The 16,309-nt window shown below is 44.2% G+C and carries 10 protein-coding genes; 8 read left to right on the top strand and 2 right to left on the bottom strand.

What is annotated here, in order from left to right; all coding sequences use genetic code 11:
- The 6 genes from KTR07_RS08670 to KTR07_RS08645 all read left to right on the top strand — a co-directional run.
- The coding region (locus KTR07_RS08670; RefSeq protein WP_217315336.1) for a DUF1080 domain-containing protein at window positions 1-377 on the top strand (377 nt) is incomplete at its 5' end.
- 220 nt (window positions 378-597) lie between these two features.
- Window positions 598-2,007 (top strand): IPT/TIG domain-containing protein, encoded by a 1,410-nt coding sequence (locus KTR07_RS08665; protein WP_117981519.1) that lies wholly within the window; start codon window positions 598-600, stop codon window positions 2,005-2,007.
- Between the two features lie 23 nt (window positions 2,008-2,030).
- Window positions 2,031-5,114: a TonB-dependent receptor gene (locus KTR07_RS08660; RefSeq protein ID WP_117981518.1), complete on the top strand. Its 3,084-nt coding sequence runs from the start codon at window positions 2,031-2,033 to the stop codon at window positions 5,112-5,114.
- A 22-nt stretch (window positions 5,115-5,136) separates the two neighbouring features.
- Entirely contained in the window at window positions 5,137-7,176 is a 2,040-nt protein-coding gene (locus KTR07_RS08655; RefSeq protein ID WP_117981517.1) for a RagB/SusD family nutrient uptake outer membrane protein, read from the top strand.
- A 28-nt stretch (window positions 7,177-7,204) separates the two neighbouring features.
- Window positions 7,205-8,215, top strand: a complete 1,011-nt coding sequence (locus KTR07_RS08650; protein WP_008762945.1) for a DUF4973 domain-containing protein — start codon at window positions 7,205-7,207, stop codon at window positions 8,213-8,215.
- Between the two features lie 307 nt (window positions 8,216-8,522).
- A complete protein-coding gene (locus KTR07_RS08645; protein WP_054959314.1) occupies window positions 8,523-8,927 on the top strand; it encodes a PaaI family thioesterase in 405 nt (134 codons plus the stop codon).
- Window positions 8,928-8,932: 5 nt separating this feature from the next.
- On the opposite strand, the gene KTR07_RS08640 is transcribed toward KTR07_RS08645, so the two are convergent.
- Together KTR07_RS08640 and KTR07_RS08635 are read right to left on the bottom strand one after the other, a co-directional pair.
- A complete protein-coding gene (locus tag KTR07_RS08640; RefSeq protein WP_008762943.1) occupies window positions 8,933-9,817 on the bottom strand; it encodes a DUF3108 domain-containing protein in 885 nt (294 codons plus the stop codon).
- Complete coding sequence (locus KTR07_RS08635; RefSeq protein ID WP_117981516.1) at window positions 9,753-11,681, bottom strand: Ig-like domain-containing protein; 1,929 nt, start codon at window positions 11,679-11,681, stop codon at window positions 9,753-9,755. The genes KTR07_RS08640 and KTR07_RS08635 overlap by 65 nt, the downstream gene beginning before the upstream one ends.
- 150 nt (window positions 11,682-11,831) lie before the next feature.
- On the opposite strand from KTR07_RS08635, the gene KTR07_RS08630 reads away from it, so the two are divergent.
- On the top strand, window positions 11,832-14,942 hold the full coding sequence (locus KTR07_RS08630; protein ID WP_117981515.1) for a glycoside hydrolase family 2 TIM barrel-domain containing protein: 3,111 nt from the start codon (window positions 11,832-11,834) through the stop codon (window positions 14,940-14,942).
- Window positions 14,943-15,121: 179 nt separating this feature from the next.
- Window positions 15,122-16,297 (top strand): efflux RND transporter periplasmic adaptor subunit, encoded by a 1,176-nt coding sequence (locus KTR07_RS08625; RefSeq protein WP_117981514.1) that lies wholly within the window; start codon window positions 15,122-15,124, stop codon window positions 16,295-16,297.
- Window positions 16,298-16,309 lie beyond the last annotated feature (12 nt).

Raw genomic sequence — 16,309 nt, 5'->3', positions numbered from 1 at the left:
AGGTATTGGACAATGACAATCATCCGGATGCAAAATTGGGTAAAGACAATAACCGGCAGTCGGCTTCTTTATATGACATGATTCCGGCAGTTCCTCAGAATGCCAAACCTTTCGGCGAATGGAACAAGGCTAAGATCATGGTTTATAAAGGTACGGTTGTTCATGGACAAAATGACGAGAATGTACTCGAATACCACTTGTGGACTAAACAATGGACAGACCTTTTGCAGGCCAGCAAGTTCAGTCAGGACAAATGGCCGTTGGCTTTCGAACTGCTGAATAATTGCGGTGGTGAAAACCACGAAGGATTTATCGGAATGCAGGACCACGGTGATGACGTTTGGTTCCGCAATATTCGTGTGAAGGTTCTTGACTAATCACAATAACTCATAAGGCTGGCTGAAGAATGGGGTTTCTATCCCTAATCTTTCTACAGATATATCTGCATAGGGAGTAAAACAAAACTTCATTTTTTAGCTATCCCGATAATCATAACCTTATTTACAAGTATGTCAAAGACAGATTGGATAAGGTAGACAATAAAGATTATAGCTTCTCGGGTAAAGATGCACTTTAACCATTTTATTATTTATATTTATGAAAAACCACCTAATAACAGTACTTGTCTGCTGTTTATTCTTCATCGGTTGTAAAGATGATAAAGCCAACTCTAATCAGTATGACCCATCTCAACCAGTAGTATTTACAGATTTTAGCCCTAAAGAGGGAAGTATGCGAACCCGCCTGTACATTGAAGGCAGTAATTTCGGGAATGATCCCACCAAAATTCACATTACGATCGGTGGAGAAAAAACCAAAACCATCGGAGCCGATGGAAAAAAGATTTATTGCATGGTTCCTTCCAAGGCTTTTGATGGAATAATCAATGTTCGTGTAGATGGTCCGAATAGCAAACCTATTGCAGAACATACATTTGAAGAGGAATTCAAATACACTCCTGCAACGATCGTAGGTACCTTGCTACGTAAGGTAGACGAGGATAATAATTCTGCATTTCAAGAGGGTTCGTTCGATGAAGGAGCTTCTATTCCTTCCAATGACTGTATGGTGTTCGATCCCAAATACAAGGATGGGGACAATCGGTTACTTTTTTCTTCAAACCATTCTGACGGTCTCCACCTAATAGACCTGACAGAACGGACTGTAAAACGTCTCTTCCCAAGAACGGGATATAGCACAATGTACTCTTTCACATTCAGTGCTGACGGAGACACGTTGCTGTTTACCGATGATCACGGTCAGGACAACACCACCCGGGCAAATATCTATTATTCGCTCCGTCGTGAGAATTTTCGACGAATTCGTCCCTACAACTATGGCAGGACAGCATATAGTTTAGTGTATATGGATGACGGAACCATCTTTTACACCACCTGGTGGGAGGGAAAAGTCTACAAAATGATACGCAATGGAGCTATTCCCAATATCGACGAGAATGCGGAAGTTGCCTTTAGCCTGAGCCAGATATCGGCAGTGGGCGGTTCACATACGATATTATTCAGGCACCCGTCCAATAAATTCATGTATATGCTTTCCGACAATTTTGGCGCAGTGTTCAGAGCCGATTATGATCCGGTGGCAAAAACATTCGGTAATCCTAGCATCATTGCCGGAAACATGAACGATAAAAGTTTCAAGGAAGGAACGGGAGGAAGCGCCCGGTTTAACAAACCACAGTTCGGTGTATTCGTAAAAAATGAGAAATACGGCGAAGGAATTGGTCCTGACAACGACCAATATGACTTCTATTTTTGTGACAGAGAAAATCACTGCATCTGGAAACTGGATCCTCATGGGGTAGCATCTCTTGCAGCCGGACGAAGTAACGAAAACGCCGACGGCAAAATATGGGGATACGTAGACGGCAATCCGTTGCATGAGGCACGTTTCAATCAGCCAGCCGGTCTTGCTTACGACCCTGATACAGATATGTTCTATATTGGAGATATTGATAATAAAGGGATTCGTTATATGACAACGGAATAATACTATTTAAAACACAAGTAAATATGAGAAATGTAATCTTACTATTTTTATTGATAGTAGGCTGGACAACTACAGTCTACGCTCAAAACGAACAAGAGACGATTGAGGTGACGGGAATCGTCACTGATCCAAAGAACGAACCTTTAATAGGCGTGAACGTTACAGCAAGAAATATGCCCGGCTTCGGTGCGATAACAGACATAAACGGACGTTACAAGATCAAGGTTCCCAATTACTCTTACTTGATTTTTTCCTATGTGGGCTTTACAAAGCAGGAAATCTTTATCAAAGACAAAAAAATCATTAACGTCGTTATGGCAGAAACGAAAGAAACGGTCATCGACGAGGTTGTTGTCACAGGAACCGGTGCTCAGAAGAAGGTAACTGTGACAGGTGCCGTTACCACAGTCGACGTTTCCCAGCTACGTACTCCGACGGCAAGCATCACCAATGCTCTTGCGGGCAATGTGGCCGGTATACTCGCTCGCCAGACTTCCGGACAGCCGGGTAGCAATATCTCCGAGTTCTGGATACGCGGTATCTCCACTTTCGGTGCCGGAGGCAGTGCATTGGTGCTGGTCGATGGCTTCGAGCGTGATATGAATGAGATCAATGTGGAAGATATCCAGGACTTCTCTGTGTTGAAAGATGCCTCTGCGACGGCCATTTACGGTTCACGCGGTGCAAATGGCGTTGTCTTGATTACGACTAAACGCGGTAAGGAAGGGAAGACCCGCGTCAATGCCAAAGTAGAAACCTCGTATAATACACGTACCAGAACTCCGGAATTTGTGGACGGTCCAACATATGCCCGCATGATGAACGAAGCCTTGGTTAGTCGTAGTCAGGCTCCGGCCTATAGCGAAAGCGACTTGGAACTGTTTGCAAACGGGCTGGATCAGGATCTTTTCCCCAATGTGGACTGGATGAACTTAATACTGAAAGACGGTGCCCCCACTTATCGCGCAACTGTAGACTTGACCGGAGGTGGTACGGTAGCCCGCTATTTCATTTCTGCCAGTTATGTAAATGAAGGCGGTATGTACGAGACGGATCGTGCTATGACGGACTATAACACCAATGCCAACTACCATCGCTGGAACTACCGCATGAATGTAGACATAGACCTGACAAAATCCACACTGCTAAAAGTAGGTGTATCAGGTTCTCTGGACAAGCAGAACCTGCCGGGAAGCCAGTATCATGAGATTTGGAACTCATTAATGGGATACAGTCCCATCGCTTCTCCGGTACAGTATAGTGACGGGAAATGGGCAGCAGTCGGTAGTGAAGGACGAAGAAATCCGTGGGTACTGACCACCCAGCAGGGATATCAGGAAACATGGAAGAATAAAATACAGACTACGGTTAATCTTGAACAAGATTTGAAATTTATCACAAAGGGATTAAAATTCTACGGACGTTTCGGATTCGATACATATACGGATAACGGTGACAACCGTTTCAAATGGCCGGAAAGTTGGTTAGCGGAACGGCAGCGTACTTCCGACGGAGAACTGCAATTCAGAAGAATAGAGACGCAGAAACTGATGGACGGAACGATGTATTCAAGTGGACAACGGAAGGAATACTTGGAAGCAGAGCTACACTATAACCGTACGTTTGGTGACCATATGCTAGGAGCCGTTTTAAAGTATTCTCAGGATAAGACTACCAATACATCTCACAACGGCAATACAGATAGCTACGAGAAGATTGTGCAGAGTATTCAGAACCGTCATCAGGGGTTTGCAGGACGTTTCACATACGGATGGAAATACCGCTACTTCTTTGACTTTAATTTCGGTTACAACGGCTCCGAGAACTTCGCCTCAGGTCAGCAGTTTGGATTCTTTCCCGCCTATTCTGTAGCATGGAACATCGCTGAAGAGTCAATCATCAAGAAACATCTCAAATGGCTGAATATGTTTAAGCTGCGTTACTCATACGGTAAGGTAGGTAACGACAATGTGGGAACCCGCTTCCCATACGTAGAGAAATTCGGGACATGGGATGAAGACGGTTACTACTACGGTGATATCGGCACCAGTAATTATTATTATACCGGACTGACCTATTCGAGAATAGCATCAAACAGCATCACTTGGGAGGTAGCCAAGAAACATGACCTCGGACTTGACTTCTCTATGTTCAATGATAAGTTCAGTGGCAGCATTGACTACTTCCACGAACAGCGCAACGGTATTTATATGGTACGTAGTTACCTTCCTCAGATCATCGGTCTGAATCACATCACAACGAAACCTTACGCTAACGTGGGTTCTGTCTTGTCCGAGGGTTTTGACGGCAACATCGCTTATAAACAGAGGATAGGTGAGGTAGACCTTACAGTACGTGCCAACATGACCTATAGTAAGAATGAAATCAAGGAGTATGACGAAGAGAACAGCCGCTATCCGTATAAGATGAAATACGGATTCCGTGTAGACCAGGCACGCGGTCTGATAGCCGAAGGGCTGTTCAAGGACTATGAAGAAATCCGCAACAGACCCTCACAGGGTTCAGGTATCATGCCGGGAGACATCAAGTACAAGGACGTAAACGGTGACGGAGTCATTAACGGAGATGACGAAGTGCCCATCGGTGCGACTACCCGCCCTAACCTGATTTACGGGTTCGGTGTATCTGCACAATGGAAAGGATTTGATATCAACGTTCACTTCCAAGGAGCCGGCAAGTCATCCTTCTTCATAGACGGATTCACCGTATATCCATTCCAAGAGAAGTCATGGGGCAATATTCTGACGGATGTAGTGGGTAACTACTGGTCGCTGGGAACCAACGAAGACCCGAATGCCAAATACCCGCGTCTGAGTTATGGAGGTAATAGCAACAACTATCGTGCTTCTACTTACTGGCTGCGAAACGGTTCGTACATCCGTTTAAAGAATGTGGAATTAGGTTACAGCATCCCCAAACGGTTTGTCAATAAACTCCATTTGGACCGTGTGCGCCTCTACCTGATGGGAACGAATCTGCTGACCTTCTCCGACTTTAAGCTTTGGGATCCGGAACTGGGTAGTTCCAATGGACAACAATATCCGTTATCCAGAACAGTGACCATCGGACTGACGGTAGGAATCTAAAACAATCATTAAAAGAAAAGTTATGAATAAAAATAAATACATTTTATTGGGAGCAGTGGTACTCGGCTTGGGACTCACTTCCTGTTCCGATTTCCTAAATGTAGATCGCTATTTCAGAGACCAACAATCTACAGAACGCATTTTCTCGGACAAAGACTATACACTTCAATGGCTGTCATTCTGCTACAGTCGCCTGCAGGGAGATAATCTGGAGGTGGGACACAGTGACGTATGCCCTTTCAATTTCTCAGACGACCAAGTATTCAACGAACGAGGAGACCGTTTTGCCAAATTCAAACGCGGCGAATATTTAAACTCCACTGGTGGCCAAAATGCATGGAAATGGTCGTATGACGGAATCTATCAAGCCTCCATTCTGCTGAATGAATTGCACGAGAATGAAGATCTCACTCCGGAGGAAGTGACGGACGTAAGAGGACAGGCCCGTTTTCTGCGTGCCTATTTTTACTGGTTACTGCTGAGAAAATTCGGTCCGATACCTATCCTACCACCGGAAGGAGCCGACTATACAAAATCGTATGACGAGCTGGCCTACCCACGTAAAACCTATGATGAGTGCGTGGCATTCATCACTTCGGAACTGGAAATTGCAGCTACCGAACTATTCGAAAAACGCGATAACTTGAACATTGCCCGCCCGACTAAAGGAGCCGCGCTAGCTGTACGTGCCAAAGTTTTCCTTTATGCTGCCAGTCCGCTGGTAAACGGAAATACGGAAATGGCAGACTTCATCAACAAGGACGGCCAACAGTTAATTCCACAAGAATACAATGAAGAGAAATGGGCAAAAGCCGCTGCCGCCGCCAGAGACATGATCGAGTACTCGGAAACGAGCGGACTCTATAAACTTTATACTTTTGAAAGGCGCCCGGTTAGTACAGACGAGGCTTATCCAACCACTATTGAACCACCTTATCATGAGGAATACAGTAACAAGCCTTTTCCGGAAGGATGGTCCAATATAGATCCATTTGAATCATATCGGTCTCTTTTCAATGGAGATATCTATGCAGCCGAAAATCCGGAACTTATTTTTACCCGAGGAACCAATGGTGACAGCAATGACTTAAAAACAGACAACACGATGGTAGATTTCGTAAAGCATCAACTGCCCGGAACTTTTGGAGGATATAACGTACACGGAATGACCCTGAAGCAAAGTGAAGCATACGCTATGGCAGATGGTACATCATTTGACAAAGAATGCTACACATTATGGAAAGGGAAGTTCACAAACGATGAAAACAAAGATGAACACAAGTACGACAATGTAAAAAATGGCGTATGGTGGGGATATACCGATCGTGAGCCTCGCTTCTATGCTTCCGTAGCTTTCAACGGAGCACAATGGAACGCACTGAGCATTAAGGAAGAAGGAGGAAAAGACTCACGAAACAAACAAATCTGGTATTATCGCGGAGCAACCGACGGTCGTATCAATGGATCTGATAACTGGTGCATTACGGGCATCGGCATCATGAAATATGTAAATCCGAACGATTGCGCCAAATGGGGAGGCTCGATCTACCAGAAAGTGGAACCTACACTTCGTTATGCCGACATATTACTGATGTATGCAGAAGCACTGAATAATATTTCCGAAGGGACACACTACCAGGTGGCCTCATGGGACGGAAGCCAGACTTACGACATCTTCCGTGACAAAGAACAGATGCGCCGCGGAGTAAAGCCTGTCCGTATGCGTGCCGGAGTCCCCGACTATAGCGATGAAGTATATGAAAACCCGAAAAAATTCTTTGAAAAAATAGTTCATGAACGGCAGATCGAATTCTTTGCAGAAACCCAACGCTACTATGACCTGCGTCGTTGGAAAATTGTCGAAGAACATGAAGGAGAACAAATCTACGGTTGCAATACACTGATGAACGAAGAATACAAGGACATGTTTTATCTGCCAGTCAGAGTGGCCGAACTACAGACTTCTTTCTCACGCAAACAGTACTTCTGGCCTATCAGCTTTGATGAGCTGAAACGCAACAATAATCTCTCACAAGCTCCCGGATGGCAGAATTATGATTAGTGTTAACATTATAAACCAAAAGATCAATATGAGAAAATTATATATTTTAGGAATGATACTGGGGATGTATGCAACATTCAGTGCATGCAATGACGAGTGGAAAGATGAACTTTACACACAGATGCTTTCTTTCAAGGCACCTTTAGGTGACAACGGCTTGAGTGAAATTTATGTACGCTATCAGCCGGATGGAACAGGAATATACCAGTTGCCGGTCATTGTCAGCGGCTCGAAAAGCAACAGTCGGAATATCGATGCAAAAATAGCCGTGGATGAGGATACGCTCCGAATACTTAACCAGGAAAAATTCCCCGTAGGTCGTCAGGACCTCTGGTATGTCCCCCTTGCAGAACAGCATTATTCTTTTGAATCAAACATTTGCCATATTCCTGCGGGAGAGAATATACAGCTCTACCCCATCCATTTCAACTTTAACGGGTTGGAACTGGATGAGAAATACGTACTTCCGCTGACTATTGAAGAAGACCCTTCTTATGTTCAAAACAAATATAAGGGACGTTATAAAGCGCTGCTGGGAGTCAATCTGTTCAATGACTACTCCGGAACGTATAACACCACGCTGATGAACATCTACATCGAAGGAACGACAACCGATCCCGCTAAGGTAGATACACGCTTAGCCCGCGTAGTGGACGAGAATACCATTTTCTTCTATGCCGGTTCAACGTGGGTGGAAGATGAGAATCGCTCCAGGTATAAAGTATTCGTCGAGTTTGAAGAAGGAACGGAGGACGAGGAAGGTACTATTAAAGGAAAGTTGAGATTGTACGGTGACGAAGGCGAACCGGGAATCAATATCCGACCATTGGGAGAATGCAAATATGAAAAACGAATCATTCAGCACGAGACCATCAAATATATGGAACGCCACCTTACCACACTGGAACTGAGTTATAAGTACACGGATGTCACTTCCAATCCGGATTATCCGATAACTTACGAAGTAAAAGGTTCTATGACAATGGAACGCCAAATCAACCCGTTGATACCGGATGAGGATCAAGCTATTGAATGGTAAGAGAAAATTAAAAAAGGAGGAGACAAGCACTTGATTAAACATAGAAGCTTATCTCCTCTTTCTTTTATCAGGATACTCCATACAGCATTTTTATTAGATGATACGAATGCAAACACCATACTAGTCATAAGGTATTCGAGATTGATGAAGAATAATCCCCCCCCTAAAAACGTAAGTATCCGACAGCCATATATGGGAATATATTTATTACATTTGCGGAAGAATCTTGAATTTTAAATTATAGGCTAATTCGGCTCTCATAACTTATCATTCAACGTTTCAAATTAGTAATTCAAAATTAATCATTATGACCCCACAAGAGTTTTTTAAAAAGGACCTGTTCGCCGAAAATGCAGGCGTAGTATTGCTTGAAGTACGCGAAGGATACAGTAAAGCCAAACTGGAAATAAAACCCGAACATCTTAATGCCGGAGCACGGACACAAGGAGGAGCGATTTTCACGCTGGCAGATCTGGCACTCGCCGCAGCTGCCAATTCGCACGGAACACTCGCTTTCTCTCTTTCATCCTCAATCACTTTTCTGCGTGCCAGCGGTCCGGGCGACACCCTCTATGCCGAGGCACGCGAACGGTATATCGGCCGAAGCACCGGCTGCTATCAAGTAGATATTACTAACCAGAACGGAGACTTGATCGCTACATTCGAATCAAGTGTTTTCCGGAAAGATCAGAAAGTACCTTTTACTCTGTAGACAGACTATTTAACTATAGAAGTCAATGGATGACGGTGACCTCTGACATCATTTAAGAAAGCTTTGGCTGAACCGAAATTCAAGAACATATCTAAACGGACAGGAAGGTGGTTCTTATCATCTGTTACGAAGAAAGTAATCACTTCCTTTTCTTTCCCTTTTTTATCGTATTCAACTAATGAAAAGATCAGGCAGCGATAGGTAACCCCATTTTCCGCTTTCACATTCTCTTTTCCCCGATAAATCAGTGTCTGCTCTTCCACTTTACGTCCGGTAGCCATCGGGAATTTGATTTTATCGCCTACCTTATAATCAGCAGGATCATAAGAACGTGCCTGAGCAAGGATAGTCAGCATATCGTAGATGCAGCGACTGTCACTTTCTTCCGACTCCTGAACTTCTCCGTCACGGAACGTACGTTTTTGTTTGGCAAAGCAAAGGCCGTCTTTATAAGAGAACCAAGCCTCATCTACCGTATAGCGTTTTCCTTCCTCGGCACCTTTACGGAAATAACGAGGTTCCAGTTTTTCACCCATGACGCAAGTCAATGTATCGCGCATCTTGAAAAAGAAGTCGGCACGCTTGCTACCTAAGGCAAGCAGATTGATACGGTAAGCCGGTTCCGAATGATAGGTAGTTGCATTAGTCGTCAGACTGGCTATACCCGCTTTCACCCAAACGAATTTCCAGTTGAAGTACAAGTCATACATTACATGCTCTCCGGATTGAAAAGCATCGTTTTTAGCTTCACACTGAGCATTGGCAGGAAGCGCAAAACTTCCCATCAACAATGCAAGAATTCCAACAATTAAATGACGTCGCAAATTAGCGACGGTTACGGTTTTGGTTATTTCTATCTCTTTCTCTTTCTTTCTTTTTCTTGTCTTCATCTGGTTTTTGTTTTTTTAGTTCATCCAGTTTCTGTTTGTCTACAGGAGTTGCGTGTATATCCCAATTCTGGTCAACATCCCATAACGCTTTATATTCAACAACCTTGGGGAAATAGTAAACTTCTTCCGGTTGTATTCCTTTTGCATAGTCTCCCGTGTCCCATTCTCCGTTTCCATTTCTATCATTAATCAGTCTGGCGGCATATTTCCCCGGATTCAGGTAATAGAAATCTGCCCTTCCATCCTCCACCAGTCTTCGTCGAACCACTTTATCTTGGGTATCCAGTAATTCTACAAATGCCTGAGGATCTGCTCCTGTAACAATAAAATGAAGAGTAAAATATTCATCCTCGCTACGTACCTTAAATGATTGTTTTATCTTATCGGTAAACAAACCATAAATGCCATGAAACGCAGTTGAGTCCACCGAGAACTCATATTCCATTGTAGGCTCCCAATCATTTTCCGGATACAGATTAAACCGCCTCAGATTCAATGAGTCTTGTTCGAATTCGAAAGTAATATCTTTCCAAATCGTATCCACCTTCTGCCGCAGATGAATTGCCGCAGTATCAAAACTTGCAATCGGCTCCTCAAAGTTTAAAGAAACATAGCCATACACGTCCATTGATGAAGGTGCATTCACATTCACCGGTAAGAATTTAGTCGGTATCGGCTCATCTTCTTCACCCTCTTTCTTTTTCTTCTTTTTCTTCTTCTCGGGCTCTTCTTTGGTCAGAGTCTTTTGTTTGGATACCAATTTCAAGGTATCTGTACGCGGAATTAACTGGTTCAGCGTATCCGTATAAAGATAGGTAAGGCTAAGGGCCAGAGTATCCTGTTTATAGAGCAAAGAGTCCTTTACCCAATAATGAATCGTATCGTTCCGTTGGTTCGTTTCTATCACAAAAGCCTCCTTTTCATCGAAGTTCAACCCTTTCAGTACAGGCAGGGTATCTGCTTTGCCAGCAAAATAAAAGGTGAATTTCTGGGGAACCAGTCGTTCGGACTTTATCAAATATTGCGAATAATTGAGTTCTTTAAAAGCACGGAGAATCACATCATCCGGCAAATAATGCATATATTTCTTCTCAACGATCGTATCATAAGTCAATGAATCCACCCAAGCCGTATCCATACGAAGTCTTTCTTCCATACGGGGGATGATCAGTGAATCATTAAAAGCAATGACTTCACTCTTCTGAGTGAAAGCAAAGTTCTGATCTGAATCCATCAAGCCAAAAATACGATACTTGCCGGGAGCTACCCCACGAATAGAGAAACGCCCACGGCTGTCGGTACGTGCCACACGGTCGAAAGGAAGTTTAGTAAAGGCGGAGTCATTCAGATTTGCATGCAGTCCGACCAGTATACCTTTAATAGGCTCCAGATTAGAGGCGTCAAGTACCGTTCCCGATACTTCCATCGTATCGATCTGCGCACCGGTAGAAAAAGTAAATGCAAAATTACCCAGAGGATTGCCTTCGTTATTATCGACGATGGCATCCGAGAAGTCTATAGTATAGGTAGTATTAGGCTTCAGTGAGTCAAGCAGGTTCACTTGTATTCTCTTTCCGGAAGCCTTTATCTCCGGTTGTTGAATCTGAGGAGGAGAAACAACCACTTTCTCGGTTGCTTTCTCTAACTTAATAAACTCATCGAACTGAAGAGAAACCTTAGTCCTCTTATTATTAATCGCACCTGCAGCAGGAGTACTGCCGATGAAACGCGGAGGATCGTAATCTTTAGGCCCTCCTTCCGGCCGTCCAATGCTGGCGCAGGAGTACAGCATAGCTACCAGTACTGCCACCGGAAGAGCTTTGCGCACGATATGTTTTATCTTTTGATTCTCAAATTGTAACATGGTGCAAAAATAAACGTTCTTCACCAATAAACACTACACTTTCTAGCTAATTTATTAAAAAGTAGCCTTAAATGAATGATTATTGGTCCTTATCTTGTTAATAAATCCCTATCTTTGACTCCCGAAATTCAAACCTAATACAAAAAACCCATGAAGAAACAACTACTTTCCTGCTGTTTGGCTGCACTAGGACTAACAACAGCCATCCAAGCACAAAACTTTAACGAGTGGAAAGACCCGGAAGTGAATTCCGTAAACCGCTCCGCAATGCACACTAATTATTTCGCCTATGCATCGGCTGATGAAGCTAAAGCGGGCAGCAAAGAAGACTCTCAGAATTTTATGACTCTGAACGGTCTCTGGAAATTTAACTGGGTAAGAAATGCAGACGCACGCCCGACAAACTTTTATCAGACAAGTTTTAACGACAAAGGATGGGACAATATTAAAGTGCCCGCCGTTTGGGAATTGAATGGTTATGGCGATCCGATTTACGTAAATGTCGGCTATGCCTGGAGAAACCAATTTCAGAACAATCCTCCCCTTGTCCCCACAGAAAACAATCACGTAGGCTCTTACCGAAAAGAAATCGTTCTTCCTGCTGACTGGAAAGGAAAAGACATCTTTGCCCACTTCGGCTCGGTAACTTCCAATATGTATCTTTGGGTAAACGGCCGCTACGTAGGCTATAGCGAAGACAGCAAACTGGAAGCCGAATTTGATCTGACCAACTACCTGAAACCCGGCAAAAACCTGATTGCCTTCCAGGTGTTCCGCTGGTGCGACGGCAGTTATCTGGAAGATCAGGACTTCTTCCGTTATTCCGGCGTAGGACGTGACTGCTATCTGTATGCACGCGACAAGAAACGCATTCAGGATATCCGCGTCACTCCCGACCTGGACAGCCAGTATAAGGATGGTACACTGAACATAGCTATCGACATGAAAGGCAGCGGCACTGTAGCTCTTGACCTGACAGACGCACAAGGAAAAAGTGTAGCCACAGCCGATCTGAAAGGTTCCGGCAAATTGAACACGACTATCAACGTAGCCAATCCTGCCAAATGGACTGCTGAAACGCCCAACCTCTACACATTGACCGCTACTCTGAAAAATGGAAGTACCGTTACTGAAGTGATCCCTGTCAAGGTAGGTTTCCGCAAGATCGAACTGACAGGCGGACAAATACTCGTCAACGGCCAACCAGTACTCTTTAAAGGAGCCGACCGTCATGAAATGGACCCGGACGGTGGTTATGTCGTTTCCCTCGAACGTATGATACAAGATATCAAAGTTATGAAACAGCTTAATATCAATGCAGTACGTACCTGCCATTATCCGGACGACAACCGCTGGTATGACCTTTGCGACCAATATGGTTTATACGTAGTAGCCGAAGCCAATGTCGAATCTCACGGAATGGGATATGGAGACAAGAGCCTTGCCAAAAACCCCATTTACGCCAAAGCACATATGGAACGTAATCAGCGCAATGTACAACGTAGTTACAACCATCCGTCCATCATCTTCTGGTCATTGGGTAACGAAGCCGGTATGGGACCTAACTTCGAACATTGCTATACATGGATCAAGAACGAAGACAAGACACGTGCCGTACAATATGAACAAGCGGGAACCAGCGAATTCACCGACATTTTCTGCCCGATGTATTATGATTACAATAACTGTATCAAATATTGTGAAGGCAACATTGACAAACCCCTTATCCAATGCGAATATGCACACGCTATGGGCAACTCACAAGGTGGATTCAAGGAGTACTGGGACATCACCCGCAAGTACCCGAAATATCAAGGTGGATTTATCTGGGACTTTGTCGACCAGTCCTGCCATTGGAAAAATAAAGACGGTGTAGCCATCTACGGCTATGGAGGCGACTTTAACAAATATGACGCTTCGGACAATAACTTCAATGACAACGGCTTGATCAGCCCCGACCGCGTACCAAACCCGCACGCTTACGAAGTAGGATATTTCTATCAGAATATCTGGACTACTCCGGCCGATCTTTCCAAAGGTGAGATCAATATCTATAACGAGAACTTCTTCCGTGACTTGTCTGCATTCTATCTGGAATGGCAGTTACTGGCTAACGGGGAAATCGTACAAAACGGCATCGTATCAGACCTGAATGTAGCCCCGCAACAGACTGCAAAACTTCAACTCCCATTCGACATAAAGAACATCTGTTCTTGCAAGGAGTTGCTTCTGAACGTCAGCTACAAGCTAAAAGCTGCCGAGACATTGCTTCCTGCGGGAGAAACCATCGCTTATGACCAAATGAGTATCCGTGACTACAAGGCACCGGAACTAAAACTGGAAAACAAGCAGTCCTCCAATATCGCAGTCGTAGTTCCCTCTTTCCAGGATAACGACCGCAACTATCTGATTGTCTCCGGCGAAGACTTCACGCTCGAATTCAACAAGCACAACGGTTACCTCTGCCGCTACGACGTCAGCGGAACGCAACTGATGGAAGACGGAAGTGCACTGACTCCCAACTTCTGGCGTGCTCCGACCGACAACGACTTTGGAGCAGGATTACAACACAGATATGCCGCATGGAAGAATCCGGAACTAAAACTGACTTCATTGAAGCATGATATAGAAAACGAACAAGCAGTGGTTCGTGCAGAATATGACATGAAATCTATTGGTGGAAAGCTGTACCTGACGTATGCCATCAATAATAAGGGAGCAGTAAAAGTAACTCAAAAGATGGAAGCAGACAAGAGCAAGAAGGTTTCCGACATGTTCCGTTTCGGAATGCAGCTGCGTATGCCTGTCACCTTCAATGAGATTGAATATTACGGACGCGGACCGGGTGAAAACTATTCTGACCGTAACCACGCCGCAAGGATCGGCAAGTACCGCCAGACCGTAGAAGAACAATTCTATCCATACATCCGCCCGCAGGAAACCGGTACCAAAACTGATATCCGCTGGTGGAGACTGCTTAATATCGGCGGCAACGGACTGCAGTTTGTAGCCGATGCACCGTTCTCCGCTTCCGCACTGAATTATACAATCGAATCATTGGATGACGGTGCCGGCAAAGACCAGCGTCACTCACCGGAAGTAGAAAAAGCCAACTTCACAAACTTCTGTATTGATAAGGCACAAACGGGACTCGCCTGCGTAAACAGCTGGGGTGCTATCGCTTTGGAAAAATACCGTCTTCCATATCAGGATTATGAGTTCAGTTTCATAATGAATCCTGTATATCATAAACTGAAGTAAAAAACATAGTTAAAAAACACGGTATCAGAGTACAAGAATACCGAATTTAAAGTACTTTTGCAGCCGGAAACTTATTTCATAGAATAAGTTTCCGGCTTTTCTTCCTTAGATCATCTATCCATACAATGAATGTACACAGCGACGAACGCACAATTTTAAAAAACAGATAAATATAAAGTATGAAAAGTAGAATTGTTTTTTTTGCATTTTGCTTAGCCCTCTTGTCTAGTTGCGGCAATAAGGGCAATGACACAGGGAAAGTCCCAGAATATGCAGTACAAGAATTACAGAAGACAACTGCAGATCTAATGAAAGCTTATCCGGCTACTATCAAAGGTAGACAAGACGTAGAAATCCGCCCGCAGGTATCGGGATTCATCACAAAGTTATGTGTAGATGAAGGAGCAACCGTTCGCAAAGGACAGCTCTTATTCATCATAGACCCTACTCAGTATGAAGCAGCAGTACGCACAGCAAAAGCTTCAGTTGCAACAGCAGAAGCAGCCGTGAATACACAACAAATGACTGTTGACAATAAGATCGAACTGAACAAGAAACAGATTATCAGCGATTATGACTTGTCAATGGCGAAGAACTCACTGGCACAGGCTCAGGCACAACTCGCCCAGGCTAAAGCACAGCTGGCCACAGCACAACAAAATTACTCTTTCACACAAGTAAAGAGTCCTTCAGACGGCGTTATCAACGACATTCCTTATCGTTTGGGAGCACTCGTAAGCCCCTCTATGGCTACGCCAATGACTACAGTATCTGAAATAGATGAAGTATATGTATACTTCTCTACAACTGAAAAAGAACTGCTGGCTATGACCAAAACCGGAGGAACCATCAAAGAAGAAATCAGTAAAATACCAGCCATCAAACTACAATTGATTGACGGCACAACATATGATGCAGAAGGAAAGGTAGACGCTATCACAGGAGTGATCGACCAGTCAACCGGTTCTGTTAGCATGCGTGCTATCTTCCCTAACAAGGAACATATGCTTCGTAGTGGTGGAACTGCCAACGTTCTGATCCCTTATAATATGGAGAACGTTATCAGCATCCCACAATCGGCTACTGTAGAAATCCAGGACAAAAAGTTCGTTTACGTTCTGCAGCCGGACAACACGGTGAAATATACCGAGATCGGTATATTCAACCTGGACAACGGAAAAGAATATCTGGTAACTTCCGGACTGAACCCCGGCGATAAAATCGTAGTCGAAGGTGTACAGAGCCTGAAGGACGGCCAAAAAATACAACCAATCACGCCGGCTCAAAAAGAAGCGAACTATCAACAGCATTTGAAAGACCAGCACGACGGAAATTTAGCTACAGCTTTCAACTAATAATTTAGATAA

The organism is Bacteroides sp. MSK.20.82, assembly GCF_019052485.1.
GTDB lineage: Bacteria > Bacteroidota > Bacteroidia > Bacteroidales > Bacteroidaceae > Bacteroides > Bacteroides thetaiotaomicron.
Note: the sequence above shows the minus strand (reverse complement) of the source record. Positions and strands in the feature narration are given on the sequence as shown.